The sequence below is a fragment of the Anaerostipes sp. AF04-45 genome (assembly GCF_003461725.1).
Taxonomy (GTDB): domain Bacteria; phylum Bacillota; class Clostridia; order Lachnospirales; family Lachnospiraceae; genus Anaerostipes; species Anaerostipes caccae.
This window is the reverse complement of record NZ_QTXQ01000007.1, coordinates 46,213-61,408: the sequence shown is the minus strand read 5'-3', so window position 1 is coordinate 61,408 and position 15,196 is coordinate 46,213. Positions and strand designations below refer to the sequence as shown.

Annotated in this window: 11 protein-coding genes and 2 riboswitches; of the genes, 6 read left to right on the top strand and 5 right to left on the bottom strand. The window is 43.9% G+C overall.

The window, feature by feature from the left end; genetic code table 11:
• Positions 1 to 103: 103 nt before the first annotated feature.
• Complete coding sequence (gene nifJ / locus DWV34_RS11595; RefSeq protein ID WP_009290946.1) at positions 104 to 3,628, bottom strand: pyruvate:ferredoxin (flavodoxin) oxidoreductase; 3,525 nt, start codon at positions 3,626 to 3,628, stop codon at positions 104 to 106.
• A gap of 272 nt (positions 3,629 to 3,900) precedes the next feature.
• Positions 3,901 to 4,761 (bottom strand): endolytic transglycosylase MltG, encoded by an 861-nt coding sequence (mltG, locus tag DWV34_RS11590; protein WP_022260944.1) that lies wholly within the window; start codon positions 4,759 to 4,761, stop codon positions 3,901 to 3,903.
• 174 nt (positions 4,762 to 4,935) lie between these two features.
• Between mltG and DWV34_RS11585 the strand changes: the two genes are divergently transcribed.
• Positions 4,936 to 5,421 (top strand): peptidylprolyl isomerase, encoded by a 486-nt coding sequence (locus tag DWV34_RS11585; protein WP_006566342.1) that lies wholly within the window; start codon positions 4,936 to 4,938, stop codon positions 5,419 to 5,421.
• 99 nt (positions 5,422 to 5,520) lie between these two features.
• Positions 5,521 to 6,330 carry an HAD family hydrolase gene (locus DWV34_RS11580; RefSeq protein WP_009290944.1) on the top strand — a complete coding sequence of 270 codons (810 nt, stop codon included), beginning with the start codon at positions 5,521 to 5,523 and terminating at the stop codon, positions 6,328 to 6,330.
• Between the two features lie 248 nt (positions 6,331 to 6,578).
• On the opposite strand, the gene clpB is transcribed toward DWV34_RS11580, so the two are convergent.
• The gene (clpB, locus tag DWV34_RS11575) at positions 6,579 to 9,161 is read right to left on the bottom strand and encodes an ATP-dependent chaperone ClpB (protein WP_118476260.1); all 2,583 of its coding nucleotides are present in this window, start codon (positions 9,159 to 9,161) and stop codon (positions 6,579 to 6,581) included.
• Between the two features lie 150 nt (positions 9,162 to 9,311).
• Here clpB and DWV34_RS11570 point away from each other — a divergent pair, with 150 nt between their 5' ends.
• Both DWV34_RS11570 and DWV34_RS11565 read left to right on the top strand, forming a co-directional pair.
• Positions 9,312 to 9,962 carry a TetR/AcrR family transcriptional regulator gene (locus tag DWV34_RS11570; protein WP_006566345.1) on the top strand — a complete coding sequence of 217 codons (651 nt, stop codon included), beginning with the start codon at positions 9,312 to 9,314 and terminating at the stop codon, positions 9,960 to 9,962.
• 109 nt (positions 9,963 to 10,071) lie between these two features.
• A complete protein-coding gene (locus DWV34_RS11565) occupies positions 10,072 to 11,322 on the top strand; it encodes an MFS transporter (protein ID WP_022260946.1) in 1,251 nt (416 codons plus the stop codon).
• Positions 11,323 to 11,391: 69 nt separating this feature from the next.
• Here DWV34_RS11565 and sfsA read toward each other — a convergent pair whose 3' ends face one another.
• Together sfsA and DWV34_RS11555 are read right to left on the bottom strand one after the other, a co-directional pair.
• Positions 11,392 to 12,087: a DNA/RNA nuclease SfsA gene (gene sfsA, locus DWV34_RS11560; RefSeq protein WP_009290940.1), complete on the bottom strand. Its 696-nt coding sequence runs from the start codon at positions 12,085 to 12,087 to the stop codon at positions 11,392 to 11,394.
• Positions 12,088 to 12,233: 146 nt separating this feature from the next.
• On the bottom strand, positions 12,234 to 13,025 hold the full coding sequence (locus tag DWV34_RS11555; RefSeq protein ID WP_022260947.1) for an anthrax toxin lethal factor-related metalloendopeptidase: 792 nt from the start codon (positions 13,023 to 13,025) through the stop codon (positions 12,234 to 12,236).
• Between the two features lie 99 nt (positions 13,026 to 13,124).
• A riboswitch (cyclic di-GMP riboswitch) is annotated at positions 13,125 to 13,212 on the bottom strand.
• Positions 13,213 to 13,391: 179 nt separating this feature from the next.
• A riboswitch (cyclic di-GMP riboswitch) is annotated at positions 13,392 to 13,479 on the bottom strand.
• Between the two features lie 131 nt (positions 13,480 to 13,610).
• Here DWV34_RS11555 and DWV34_RS11550 point away from each other — a divergent pair.
• Both DWV34_RS11550 and DWV34_RS11545 read left to right on the top strand, forming a co-directional pair.
• On the top strand, positions 13,611 to 14,372 hold the full coding sequence (locus tag DWV34_RS11550) for an ABC transporter ATP-binding protein (RefSeq protein WP_022260948.1): 762 nt from the start codon (positions 13,611 to 13,613) through the stop codon (positions 14,370 to 14,372).
• Positions 14,365 to 15,165 (top strand): ABC transporter permease, encoded by an 801-nt coding sequence (locus DWV34_RS11545; protein ID WP_006566350.1) that lies wholly within the window; start codon positions 14,365 to 14,367, stop codon positions 15,163 to 15,165. The genes DWV34_RS11550 and DWV34_RS11545 overlap by 8 nt, the downstream gene beginning before the upstream one ends.
• The last annotated feature ends 31 nt before the right edge of the window (positions 15,166 to 15,196 follow it).

Below are 15,196 nucleotides of genomic sequence, written 5' to 3'. Positions count from 1 at the left end.
AAAAGTGTGTTTCGCACACCTCGCGAACCAATTCTATGGAATAAAAAAAACGGTGCACTGAATTCGTCCAGTGCACCGTTTTCTATTTTAAATCTTATGCTTCTTATTTATCTGCCATTTCTTTTAAGCGAGCATATTTTTCTTTTGCATTCTCTTCAGCCTGTTTGAACAATTCTTTTGCTCTCTCAGGGTTTTGACGAGCCAATGCGTTGTAGCGAACTTCTCCCATGATGAAGTCGTTGTACTCTGTTGTAGGCTCTTTAGAATCTAAGGAGAATGGATTCTTTCCTTCTTCAGCTAATTCAGGGTTGAAACGGAATAAGTTCCAGTATCCTGATGTAACTGCTTTCTTCTCTTCAGACTGAGCAATGCTCATTCCGCCCTTGATACCATGGTTGATACATGGAGCGTAAGCGATGATCAGTGAAGGTCCCGGATAAGCTTCTGCTTCTGCGATTGCTTTGACTGTCTGATTATAGTCAGCACCCATAGAAATCTGAGCAACATATACATATCCGTAGCTCATTGCGATTGCTGCAAGGTCTTTCTTCTTCACAGCCTTACCAGCTGCTGCAAACTGAGCGATTGCTCCTGCCGGTGTGGATTTAGATGCCTGACCGCCGGTGTTAGAGTAAACTTCTGTGTCAAATACAAAGATGTTTACATCTTCACCGCTTGCAAGAACATGGTCAACACCACCGAATCCGATGTCGTAAGCCCATCCGTCACCGCCGAAGATCCACTGAGATTTCTTAGATAAGTAATCTTTCATCTTAAGGATCTCTTTGCCTTCATCACATCCGCATGCCTCTAACGCTGCAACTAATTTCTTGGTAGCTGCTCCGTTTTTCTTACCGTCTGTGTAAGTGTCTAAGTATTCAGCTGCTGCTGCTTTCACGTCTGCATTATCTGCAGTTTCAGCTAATGCTGCAACCTTTTCTTTTGTCTGCTCTCTTAAAGTAGTCTGACCCGTGAACATACCTAAACCGAACTCAGCATTGTCTTCAAACAGAGAGTTTGACCAAGCTGGTCCCTGTCCTTCTCTGTTTACTGTGTAAGGTGTTGCCGGTGAAGAACCGCCCCAGATAGAAGAACATCCTGTTGCGTTGGCAATGTACATTCTTTCACCGAATAACTGAGTGATCAGTTTTGCGTATGGTGTCTCACCACATCCCGCACAAGCTCCGGAGAACTCAAGGAGAGGTTTCTTGAACTGGCTTCCCTTAACAGATTCCGGTTTGAACTTGTCAAAGATATCTTCTTTGATCGGTAAAGACTGTCCGTAATTGTAAACTTCCTGCTGATCTCTCATGCTGTCTAAGGATACCATCGTAAGGGCTTTTTCGCCTTTCTTTCCTGGGCAGACATTTGCACAGGAACCACATCCTGTACAGTCAAGAACAGTGGTTGTCATAACAAATTTATAATCCGGCATTCCGGTCATCGGAAGAGATTTTGTAGCTTCCGGTGCTGCTGCCAGTTCTTCTTCTGTCATCGCTACCGGACGGATGACTGCATGAGGACATACATAAGCACAGAAGTTACACTGGATACAGTTGTCCGGATTCCATGTAGGAACGTCTACTGCAACTCCACGTTTTTCGTATGCTGCAGATCCCTGAGGCATATGTCCGTCAGCGTAAGGAACTAAGTCGCTTACCTTTAAGGAGTTACCGATCTGGCCGTTGACAGCATTCTGGATATTGTTAACGTAATCAACAAGATCTTTTCTGTCCCCGGATACTGGGTGCAGTAAGCTTTCTTCACCGCAGTCAGCCCATTCAGCTGGAACTGGTACTTCTACAACGCTCTTAGCGCCAGCTTCGATCGCATCATGGTTCATCTTAACAATATGGTCACCCTTCTTGCTGTATGAAGCGGTAGCTGCGTCCTTCATGTACTGGATTGCGTCTGCTTCCGGAATGATTCCTGATAACTTGAAGAATGCAGACTGAAGAACTGTATTGATACGTCCGCCGAGTCCGATTTCTTTACCGATCTTGATACCATCAATCACATAGAATTTGATGTTATGTTTTGCCATGTAGGCTTTTACCTGTCCCGGAAGGTGATCTCCGATCTCTTCTACCGGCCAGCTGCAGTTAAGCAGGAATGTACCGCCGTCTTTTAAGTCCTGAACCATGTTGTATTTTGTCATGTACGGAGCACAGTGACAAGCTACAAAGTCAGCTTTGTTGATCAGGTATGTTGCTTTGATTGGGTCATCACCGAAACGTAAGTGGGAAATTGTAACACCGCCTGATTTCTTAGAATCATAATCAAAGTATGCCTGAGCATATTTATCTGTATGATCACCGATGATCTTGATAGAGTTCTTGTTGGCACCAACAGTACCGTCTGCTCCAAGTCCCCAGAACTTACAGCTTACTGTACTTTCCGGTGTAGAAGAAACAGCTTCTCCTCTTTCAAGAGATAAGTTTGTCACATCATCATTGATCGCAACTGTGAATTCTTTCTTGTCTTTGTTGTTGAATACAGAGATGATATCAGCAGGAGTTGTATCTTTGGAACCTAATCCGTAACGTCCTCCGTTGATTGTCACCTGTTCGAACTTTGTTCCTCTTAATGCAGAAACAACATCTAAGTATAATGGCTCTCCAAGAGATCCCGGTTCTTTTGTTCTGTCTAAAACGTTGATTGTCTTAACAGTTTCCGGAATCACTTCCACTAATTTTTCAGCTACGAACGGTCTGTAAAGTCTTACTTTAACGACACCGACTTTTTCGCCTTTTGCTGTTAAGTAATCGATGGTCTCATCGATGGTCTCACATACAGATCCCATAGCGATGATCACAGATTCAGCGTCAGCAGCTCCGTAGTAGTTGAATAATTTGTAATCTGTACCGATCTTAGCATTTACCTGGTTCATGTAATCTTCAACGATCGCCGGGAATGCATCGTAGTATTTGTTGCATGCTTCTCTTGCCTGGAAGAAAATGTCTGGGTTCTGAGCAGATCCACGAAGAACCGGATGTTCTGGATTCAATGCGTTTGCTCTGAATTTTTCAAGTGCTTCGTAATCTACCATATCTGCAAGATCTTCGTTGTCCCACATTTCAATCTTCTGGATCTCATGTGATGTTCTGAATCCATCGAAGAAATGTAATACAGGAACACTTCCCTTGATTGTAGATAAATGAGCAACAGCGCCTAAGTCCATGACTTCCTGAACGCTGGAGCTGCAAAGCATTGCAAAACCTGTCTGGCGACAAGCGTAAACGTCAGAGTGATCACCAAAGATATTCAGTGCATGAGATGCGATTGCACGTGCAGATACATCAAATACACAAGGCATTAATTCACCTGCGATCTTGTACATATTCGGGATCATAAGCAGTAATCCCTGAGATGCAGTGTAAGTCGTTGTCAGTGCACCTGCTGCAAGAGAACCGTGTACTGTTCCTGCTGCTCCGGCTTCAGACTGCATTTCAACTAATTTTACAGGATGTCCAAAAATGTTTTTCTTTCCCTGAGTTGCCCACTGGTCTGTTGATTCTGCCATTGGTGAGGATGGTGTGATCGGATAGATTGCAGCTGTCTCAGTAAACGCATATGATACGTGTGCTGCGGCTGTGTTACCATCCATGGTTTTCATTTTTCTTGCCATGTTTCTTCCTCCTAAAAATCTTGTGTAAATATTAACAATCTACACTTAAGTTTTTCCCTTCTCCTTACAGAGGAGACAGGATGTTATCACAACAACGGGACCGTTGTTTAGAACAAAATAAAACTGTATACAATCATGCATACAGCCTTATTTTACATCATTATAACGGGTTTTTAAAGGATTTTAACTAAATTTCTTCGTATTTTTTTTAGTACTTTATGAATCTTTTTTTCTAGAAAAAATCTTGTCCAAAAAATAACAGTGTCTTTTGTCTATTTTGCCTGATTTTTTAGAGATTCTTCGTGCTGACTGAAGGTTTCTGAGAAAATATGAGTTCCCTTTCCGGTCTTATCTGTATGGTAATAGAGATAAGAATGTTTTTGTGGAGAAACTGCCGCCTTCAAAGCATTGATCCCCGGATTGCAGATCGGTCCCGCCGGGAGCCCCTGATTTTTGTACGTATTATATGGTGAATCCACTTCCAGGTCTTTATACAGCGTTCTTTTCTTATTATATTTCCCTTTTGTAAGAGGATAGAGCACGGTTGCATCGATCTGGAGCTTCATTTTTTTGTCCAGGCGATTGTAGATCACACCGGAAATCTTGGCATACTCAGCATCCACCTTAGCTTCTCTCTCAACGACAGACGCAAGAGTCACGATTTCATACGGGGTGAGACCGGTCTTGTTTTCTTTGGATATCTGCTCCCATTTGGTATTAAAATTGTTAAGCATCATAGCCACGATCTTTTTGGCATCGGTATGCTTGTATACCTCATAAGTATCGGGAAATAAAAATCCCTGCAGTTTATAGTTTACCTGTGCCTTTTTTGGCACCGATTCCAGCCATTCATAAGAATAACCGTCGAGATCACCGGCCGCCTTCAAAAAATCTTCAGCCTTACAGATATCTTTCTGTTCAAATTTCTTCGCCGCAAGTTCTGCCGTATAGCCCTCCGGTATCGTGATCCTGACCGTCCGCTCTTCCTGTTTTTTTCTCGCGGCCAGTTCCCGCTCTTCTTGTTTCACTTTGAACATCCAGCAGGCCGCACCCAGTGCAGCAATGACCAGAACCAGCAGCAAAGTCCATAGTTTTTTTGATTTCTTTTTCTTTTCGTAAAAACTTAACCCCATAAATTCCTCCATAATTCGACACTGATTATCTCTCATTATACTGATATTGTTCTGAAATACCACCCTTTTTATTAGATTTTTTTAATATTTTTAATACATTTGTAACTTCATTGACATTCTTTTGGTTTCCTATATAATCAGTTATATAGGAAGATATAGAAAGGAATAGGAATTATGGCAAACCCAATCGTAACAATTACAATGGAAAACGGAGATACGATCAAGGCAGAATTGTATCCGGATATCGCTCCGATCACAGTAGAAAACTTTGTGAAGCTGGTGAAGGAAGGTTTTTATGACGGGCTCACATTCCACCGCATTATTTCCGGATTTATGATCCAGGGAGGATGTCCGAACGGAAACGGAACCGGAGGACCAGGACACACCATCAAAGGTGAGTTCAGCATGAACGGAGTAAAGAATGACTTAAAACACACGCCGGGCGTGTTATCCATGGCAAGATCAATGGCTCCGGATTCTGCCGGTTCTCAGTTCTTCATCATGCACAAAACATCTCCGCATCTGGACGGACAATATGCCGCATTCGGACAGGTTATCGAGGGCATGGATGTCGTCAATAAACTCGCTGAGGTGGCAACGGACTACTCTGACGCGCCGTTGGAAAAACAGGTTATGAAATCTGTGACCGTAGAAGAATAAAATATTAAAAGACTTACTTGAAATGCTTAGGACACCGTGCGGTTCTAAGCATTTCTTTTGGCACAGTAAAGATAATACATCAGACAGGGAGGAACACTTTTGGAACATAAATATTTATTTTTCGATGTGGATGAGACTTTATACAGCAATAAGGCCGGCCAGATCCCGCCGAGTGCAGCCAAGGCATTAAAGCAGGCCCAGACGAACGGCCATAAAATCTTCTTGAATACTGGAAGGCCTTATGCATATATAGGGAATGACTTCTTTTCCCTGGATTTCGACGGCTACCTCTGCGGCAACGGCACCGATCTGCGCTACAGGGGAGATATCCTATACCACCGTGAGCTTCCGAAAGATATCCAATCCCGGATCATAGAGTTATGCCGCATCCACAACATCCGTGCCTGTCTTGAAGGAAGCCGCTGTTCCTATTACACTGACGATGATACCTCGTTCCATCCCTATTACGCTTCTATGATCCAGGTATGCAGAAGTTCTGACGGCATGGTGATCGAATTTAACTGGGACAATGTAAAATCTTTTGATAAACTGGTGTGCTTTTCCAGCCCGGATACGCCTCAGAATATGGCCGCCTTTATTGAAGATGTTCACTCCCTGGATTTTCCGTTCAAGTGCATCAAAAATGGTGAAGATTTTTATGAAGTTATCCCGGAAGGCACATCTAAAGGAACTGCCATTACTTTTATTGCGGAACACTTTAACATCCCGATCGATGACTGCTATGCGTTCGGAGATGCCCCTAACGATCTGCCCATGTTTGAAGCCGCAGGACACGGCATCGCTCTCGGGAATGCATATGACTGTGTAAAAGATGCAGCAGAGTATGTAACAACCGACATTGACGCACATGGAATTTGGAATGGGCTGGACCATTATGGTTTTTTGTAAACGGAGAATTTTGAATAGAGAATCTTCAGCGAAATCTCTTACAAAAATACCCAAAAACAGCATAGTATAAGTAAAGAAAGGAGCATATCGCCCACTGAGGTGGTTAGCCTCCGGTTTGTGCATAAGCCTACCCAGACCGCCAAGTTCAAGGTAGGCTTATTTATTTACGCTTGTTTTTCCTATCTATGCAGGCAAGCAGTGTTACAATAAAAAGGCTGTTGTTCAAAACAGCCTTTTTAAATATCTTCTTATTTCACCCTTGCCGTCAGTTCCCCGTTTTGTTCATCAATCAGGATCTTATCTTCCATATTGACCCCATCACCTAAGATCAGCCTTGCAGCCAATGTTTCCACGCTCTTCTGCAGATACCTCTTTAACGGTCTGGCACCATACATCGGGTCATATCCGTTGTCCGCCACAAAGATTTTCGCTGCCGGTGTGAGCTCTACGGCAAGCTCTTTGTCACTGAGACGTTTATTCAGATCTGCAACTAACAGGTCAATAATGTTCGTAATGTTTTCCTTCGTCAGCGGTTTAAACAGGATCATCTCATCCAGACGGTTTAAGAATTCCGGCCTGAAATGGTTCTTTAAGTCTGCCATCACCATGTCTTCCGCCTCTTTTGTAATATTACCGGATTGGTCGATGCCTTCCAGCAGATAGGTGGAACCAAGGTTGGATGTCATGATAAGGATCGTATTTTTAAAGTCCACGGTCCTTCCCTTGGAATCTGTGATCCTTCCGTCATCCAGCACTTGGAGAAGGATATTGAACACATCCGGATGAGCTTTCTCCACCTCATCAAACAGTACAACAGAGTAAGGTTTTCTTCTGACTGCTTCCGTCAGCTGTCCTCCCTCCTCATATCCTACATATCCCGGAGGCGCTCCGATCAGACGGGCTACGGAGTGTTTCTCCATATATTCGCTCATATCGATACGGACAATATTCTGTTCGTTGTCGAATAGGCTCTCTGCTAGTGCCTTGGCAAGCTCCGTCTTTCCTACACCCGTCGGCCCAAGGAACAAGAAAGAACCAATCGGCTTGCTCGGGTCTTTGATCCCCGCCTTGGAACGGATGATAGAGTCCGTCACAAGCTGCACTGCATTGTCCTGCCCCACAACTCTCTTGTGAAGGATCTCATCCAGATGGAGTGTCTTATTTCTCTCACTCTCTGTAAGCTTTGCCACAGGAATTCCCGTCCAGCGGGAAATGATCTTGGCGATCTCTTCGTCTGTGACGCTTTCCCTGACCATAGAGCGGTCCTCTTTCCGTACTTTCTCTTCTTCCTCTTCCAGCTGTTTTTTCAGCTCAGGGAGGCGCCCGTACTGGAGTTCCGCAGCCTTATTTAAATCATAATTTCTCTGTGCGATCTGTATTTCGTTGTTTACAGATTCAATCTCTTCTCTCAGTTTGGAAACCCTCTCCACGGAAGACTTTTCATTCTCCCATGTGGCCTTCTTGGCATTGAAATCTTCCCTCATCTCTGCCAATTCTCTCTGAAGTTCCAGGAGGCGTTCTCTGCTCAGATTATCGTCTTCCTTCTTCAGTGCCGCTTCCTCAATTTCCAGCTGCATGATCTTCCTCTGAACCTCATCCAGTTCTGAAGGAAGGGAATTCATCTCTGTCTTAATCATGGCACATGCCTCATCCACCAGGTCAATGGCTTTATCCGGAAGAAAACGGTCCGTGATATAGCGGTTTGACAGGGTCGCAGCAGCCACCAAAGATCCATCTGTGATTTTTACTCCGTGGAAAACCTCGTAGCGCTCTTTGATACCTCTCAAGATAGAAATCGTATCTTCCACGGTAGGCTCATCCACCATGACCGGCTGGAACCTTCTCTCCAGAGCCGCATCTTTTTCAATATACTGACGGTACTCATCCAGAGTCGTCGCTCCGATACAGTGAAGCTCTCCTCTGGCCAGCATCGGCTTCAGCATATTGCCTGCATCCATGGAGCCCTCTGTTTTTCCCGCTCCCACGATCGTGTGCAGCTCATCAATGAACAGGATAATCTGTCCCTCGCTCTTTTTCACTTCTTCGAGAACCGCTTTCAGTCGTTCTTCAAATTCTCCTCTGTATTTGGCGCCTGCCACAAGAGATCCCATATCCAGTGAGAAAATCGTCTTGTCCTTTAACTGTTCCGGCACATCCCCCCGGACGATCCTCTGGGCAAGTCCCTCTACAACCGCAGTTTTACCAACACCGGGCTCTCCGATGAGCACTGGATTATTCTTGCTTTTCCTTGAAAGAATACGGACAACATTCCGGATCTCGCTGTCTCTTCCGATCACAGGGTCCAGTTTCTGCTCTCTGGCACGCTTCACCAGATCGTATCCGTATTTCTCCAGCGTATCATAGGTTGCCTCGGGATTGTCCGTGGTTACCTTCTTATCTCCCCTTACTTCGGACAAAACCTCCAGGAAACGGTCTCTGGTGATTCCATAACCTCTGAACAGTTCTTTCACTGCATTGTTCGGCTTTTTGATCATAGCAAGAAACAGATGCTCCACAGAGACATACTCGTCTCCCATGGCCTTCATCTCATCTTCCCCTGCCAGCAATACCTGATTCAGCGCCTGGCTCATGTAGACCTGTCCGCCGGAAACCTTCGGTTTCTTCTGGAGCAGCTGCTGTGCCTGGCTTAAAAAAGAATCTTTATTTACATTCATCTTCTCCAAAAGGCTAAGAATCAAACTATCTTCTATGGTCAGCAGACTATATAATAAATGTTCCTGGTCAATTTCCTGGTTTTGGCAGTCATAAGCAATCTTTTCACACTGATTTACTGCTTCGACTGACTTTTGAGTAAACTTATTAATATTCATCTTCACTCCTCCAATCTTATTTGTTCTATATCTAGTATAACATATAGCATATAAAAAGCAAGTATTATTTTTAATTTCTTGACATTCTTCCATGTATCTGCTATTTTAAATACATACTATTAGTATGTATGCAAGAAAGGATGATTTTCCATGGCAAGAAATAAATATCCCGAGATTACAGAGCAGAGGATCTTGGATGCATCGCTGAAATTATTTCTGGAAAAAGGTTACGAACACACAACGATTCAGGATATCATCGACGAACTGGGTGATTTGACGAAGGGCGCCATATATCACCACTTTAAATCCAAGAGTGATATCATAGAAGCCGTTATGAACCAATTGTACAGCGGGCAGGAAAAGGACTATGAGGATATTTTGAACGGACCGGGGACAGGACTTGAAAAATTAAGAAAACTTCTCATCGTATCAATTAAAAGTCCTGGTAATCAAATGATGATTAATGCCGCTCCTCATATTATGAAAAATCCACGATTCCTGACCAAGCAGCTGTTTGAAAGCCTGGACAATACAGTACCCCACCTGATACTGCCGCTGATAGAGCAGGGGATTCAGGATGGTTCTGTAAAAACTAAATATCCAAAAGAACTGTCAGAAGCACTTCTCATTTTGTGCAACTTCTGGATGAACCCATTTATTATCCAAAATACTGCGGAAGAACTCATCCGCAAAACCCAGTTTATGAAAGATCTGCTTGACCGGCTCGGAATGCCTCTGCTGGATGACGAAGCACTCCTTGTTCTTGAATCTTACCGAAAACAGCTGGAAGAAAAAAGCTGACTCATTCATCCTCAGACTGGACTCATACAGTCCGGTCTTGGAGATTGGTGAGAACTACAAATTTTTTTATCAATTTTACATACCAACCGAATGTATGAAAGGAGTTTTTATGAAAGATAAACTATTTACCAGAGATTTTTCTCTGGTAGTGATCGGACAGATCATTTCTCTGTTCGGCAATTCCATCCTGAGGTTTGCACTTCCTCTGTATCTGTTAAATGAAACAGGGTCCGCATCCCTGTTCGGCATTGTCACCGCCTGTTCCTTTATTCCTATGATCCTGCTCTCACCCGCAGGAGGCATAGTTGCGGACCGGGTCAACAAAAGAAATATCATGGTCATTCTTGACTATGCAACCAGCGCTCTGATCCTGTTGTTTACCGCCGCTCTCGGCCATGTATCCCTGGTGATGCTTTTGGTCATAACCCTTATGATCCTTTATGGCATACAGGGTGCATACCAGCCGGCAGTCCAGGCAAGCCTTCCGGCTCTGCTGACTCCGGACCGTCTGCTTTCCGGAAATGCAGTCATCAATCAGGTCAATGCTCTGGCCAATCTAATCGGTCCGGTGGCCGGCGGAGCCTTATACGGCTTCTACGGAATCCGCCCGATATTATATGTGAGCATCATCTGCTTTATATTTTCTGCCACAATGGAACTGTTTATCCATATCCCATTTAAAAAGCCAAAAAAGGGAACCAGTGTATTTGCAGTAGTAAAACAGGATCTTTCAGAAAGTTTCTGGTTTATCCGTACAGAACAGCCTGTTATAGGGAAAGGAATCCTGATTGTCTGCGCATTTAACTTATTTTTAAGCGCCCTGCTCATCGTAGGCCTGCCTGTGATCATCACACAGTTTCTCCATATGTCCAGCCAGCTTTATGGGTATGCCCAGGGAGCCTTAGCCCTCGGGGGCCTTTTGGGCGGCATCCTCACCGGAGTCTTTGCAAAACGGCTGAATATCCAAGGTGTCCATGTTCTGCTCTTACTCAGCGGAGCGTCTCTCCTTCCAATCGGACTCGTGCTGAATCTGGATGTTCCTCCGATGGCAGCCTACATTGTAATCACCCTGTGCAGTTTCTTTATGATGGCCTGCTCCACGATGTTTACCGTGCAGATGCTCTCATTCGTGCAGGCTCTTACACCGCATCATCTGATCGGCAAAGTCATCTCCTGTATCATGGCACTGTCCATGTGTTCCCAGCCTCTTGGCCAGGCCGTATACGGAGTTCTGTTTGATGTTTTGAAGAGCCAGTCTTATTTTGCGGTCTACGGTGCCTGCCTGATCTGCTGTCTGATTTCCTGGGAATCCAGAAAAATATTCCGTACTATTCCGCTGGCAGAACCGGCTGCTGAATAAAAACTTCATAAACTAGTAAGAGGAAGCAGTAAAAATAGTCTGCTCCCTCTTCCTTATCCGGTGGTTTGTTTACAGAATCACCGGAATTTTCTCATCAATTTCCATTGTGTCCTTTGTTACAAGGCAGTCCAGTGCAAGTATATGCACTCCAGAGTCTGCTGCTTTCCTCAGAGTATCTCCAAAGGCCCTGTGGGTACGGTCATTGGGCCTGAAGCAGTGCACGCCTTTCATCTGAATGACGAAGATAATATATGCATCATAACCTTCTTCCACACAGTGTATGAGTTCCTCTATATGCTTGATTCCGCGTTCGGTAGGCGCATCAGGAAACCATGCTGTTCCATCCTCCTCCAAGGTCACTCCTTTTACTTCCACGAAGGCCTCTCTGGTTCCCGCCATAAGTTCTCCTCCTCTGACAAAGAAATCAAATCTGGAATTTCCATACTTTTTTTCCGCCCTGATCTCTTCTATATAAGGAAAAATCCCTCCCCTTTTCAGCCATTCTCCCACAGCTTTATTGGGCGCCTGGGAATCCATGTTGATCATCAGATTTCCTTTGCTCACACCAATCAGAGAATACTTTGTCTTTCTCTTAGGATCGTTATGCTGCTGCAGGTAAACCCTGGCTCCGGGAATCAGCAGTTCCCTGCATCTTCCTGTATTCTTAACATGTGCCTCTTCTTCCTGTCCTCCGACGAGTACAATGGCTATAAACCGATTGGGGCGCTTTAAAAATGTACCTGAAATGATATGATCATAATGCATGTTCCTGTCTCCTTTTCCGCCCCTAATGATAACTTCGGAAGTTTCTGATGTCAATGAAAAAGTTTTTTCAAACAGCAAAAAAGGAAGTCTCAAAACCATAGTTTGCACTTACAGTTTTGAGACTTCCTTTATGACTCCTACGATGATTACATTCTGCTGATCACAGATTCTATGTACTTGTAAGAGCGCGGGCAATTTTTCTTTAAGGAAGACTTGTTCATAGAGTATTCTTTAAAGCATTCTGCAAAAAACTCCTTGTTGGAGGAAACAGCATACTTTTTATTGTCTCCTTTGAACTTATTCTTCTCTGCTTTGTAGATAGCCTGGAACTCTTTGGTTGAATCAGCTCTTCCCTGCCTGTATGCCACGAAATGTCCCACTTCATGGACAAGCACGCGGTCTACGTTGGCTTTCAGGTAAATTCTCTTTCTGGATGGGCTGAACACTCCGTCTGCTCCCTTTAAGACGGAGGAACGCGGATTCGTTTCAATCGTCATTCCGGTCTTCTTAAATGAATTGATTACCCTTGTATCAATGATCCCCTTCAATTGGTTAATGTCAGCACTTCCTGATCTGGCCAGATTTGTCGTCTTTGTTGTAGTCTTCGTCGTAATCGTAGTCTTGACTGTCTTGCGCTTTGCCTTCATAGTCGTTTTAACTACTGTATTCTGTCGAATGACTTTCTCAACTTTTTTTGAAACACTCTTTGTCAGTTTCTTTGTAGTTTTCACTTTCTTTTTTGTGGTTGTCTTTTTTCTGCGGACTTTTTTCTTTAACTTATATTTTTTTGTTTTGACTTTTCTGGTTGTGCTGACCTTTACTGAAACCTTGCTTGATGCTTCGACACTTTTCGAAGCCGGGACCCCCATCCCAACGCCTGCGGCAATCACAATGACCGCTAATGCCACAGCTATCAACTTAGTAACTGCTTTTTTCATAACTGATGCGCCTCCTCTTATCCCAAGGCACAAATCCGGCGGATGACCGGTGAAAAAGCAGTTCCCTAATCTGTTTTTCAAATCACATGATCCCCATCATACGGCAACCGGCTGTCATAATCTGTAATCAGATCTTAGACCCTTGGCTTTGTGCCACTGCCTTTTGACAGTTTTACTGAATATGTAATTGTTTCATTCATCGCTGTGGATATGAATACCATGTGATGAATACAATCATCCAGCTTTTGAAATACAGAGCGCTTCTTTAAAAAGAAAAACCGTCCGTGAAGTTTCCTTCACAAACGGTTGCGCTTACAGCTTCAAATATAAGTCAGATACCTATATTCATACACATTAAATAAATAATGTGGCAACCGGCTGTCATAGTCTTATGTAAGACTTTAGACCCTTGGCTTTGTGTCACTGCCTTTCGGCAGCTTTACCGATGAAAATTTATCCGAGACAAACCACTTTTGTCTACGCTTTAATTATAGTCTGCTAATCTCTCTTATGTCAAGGAATAATATCACCTTTTTTCTTTCCAGCATAATCTATACTATAATCCCCAAGAAAGGAGATATGAGAATGACCACTGCCCTTTCCTTAGAGCAGGTTTCCTACTCTTACCATACTATGAAGCAAGAAACTACGGCTCTTTCCTCAATCACTTTTGATGTATTAAGCGGTGAATTCGTCGCGGTAGTAGGCCCAAGCGGATGCGGAAAATCGACCATGCTGCATTTAATTGCAAAACTGCTCCCTCTGTCTGGCGGCACCATCAAAATCAACGGCGTACCAATCGAGGAATCCACCGACCATATCGGATATATGCTCCAGAAGGATCAGCTTCTTCCCTGGCGCACTATTTATGAAAATGTTACCCTGGGACTCAAGATACAAAACATCAAAGATCCGGAGGCATTTGATAAGGTTGACCGTCTGCTGGAACTTTACGGACTCAAAGACTTTAAAAACTCTTATCCGAGCCAGCTTTCCGGAGGTATGCGCCAGAGGGCTGCTCTGATTCGTACACTCGCCCTGTCCCCGGATATCCTTCTTCTGGATGAACCATTTTCTGCATTGGACTACCAGACAAGACTCCGGGTATCCGATGATATAGGCACCATCATAAAAGAGAAGAAAAAAACTGCTCTCCTCGTCACCCATGATCTTTCTGAGGCGATCAGTATGGCCGACCGTGTCATCGTGCTGTCCAAACGTCCGGGAACTGTCAAGACCATTGTTCCTATTCACCTTACATGTGAGAAAAAAACACCGCAGGCTGCAAGAAATGCAGTAGAATTTAAAGATTATTTTAATCAATTATGGAGGGAAATCAATGACTGATCCAATTTCTAAAGAACAGTCCGAGTATTTAAACCAAATACAACGGAAAAAATATTGGATCCGGGTTGCCCAGGTCCTTCTGCTTCTCCTTCTTTTATTTGCCTGGGAAACAGCGGTTTCAAAAAATATACTGAACGGATTTATTTTCAGCAGTCCAAGCAGGATCATCCGGTGTTTTTACGGCATGGTAACAGACCATTCCATCTTTCTTCATATTGGGGTTACTCTGGCTGAAACGCTCGTAAGCTTTGCGCTGATCACTTTATTTTCAGTGCTGATCGCGACTATCTTATGGTGGTTCCCCACGGCTGCCAAGATCATCGACCCATACCTTGTAGTCTTAAACAGTCTTCCGAAATCAGCCCTTGCTCCGATCCTGATCGTCTGGCTCGGAAATAATATGAAGACGATCATTATCACCGCCATCTCCATTGCGGTTTTCGGAAGTATCCTGAATTTATACAGTGGATTTCTCCACGTGGATAAGGAGCGTCTGACACTCATCCGGACTCTCGGAGGAACAAAAAAAGACTGCCTGACCATGGCAGTCATACCCAGCTGTATTCCATTGCTTTTAAGCATTATGAACGTAAATATTGGGCTTTCTCTTGTAGGTGTGATCATCGGAGAATTTTTGGCAGCACGCTCCGGCCTTGGATACCTGATCATCTACGGAAGCCAGGTATTTAAAATGGATTGGGTACTAATGTCTATCGTTCTCTTATGCATCATCGCTATGCTTCTGTACGCCCTGACCGGATTTATAAAGAAAATGTATCAGAGAAAAATCTGATCCAAAACAAATGAGACCAAAGGAAATCAAA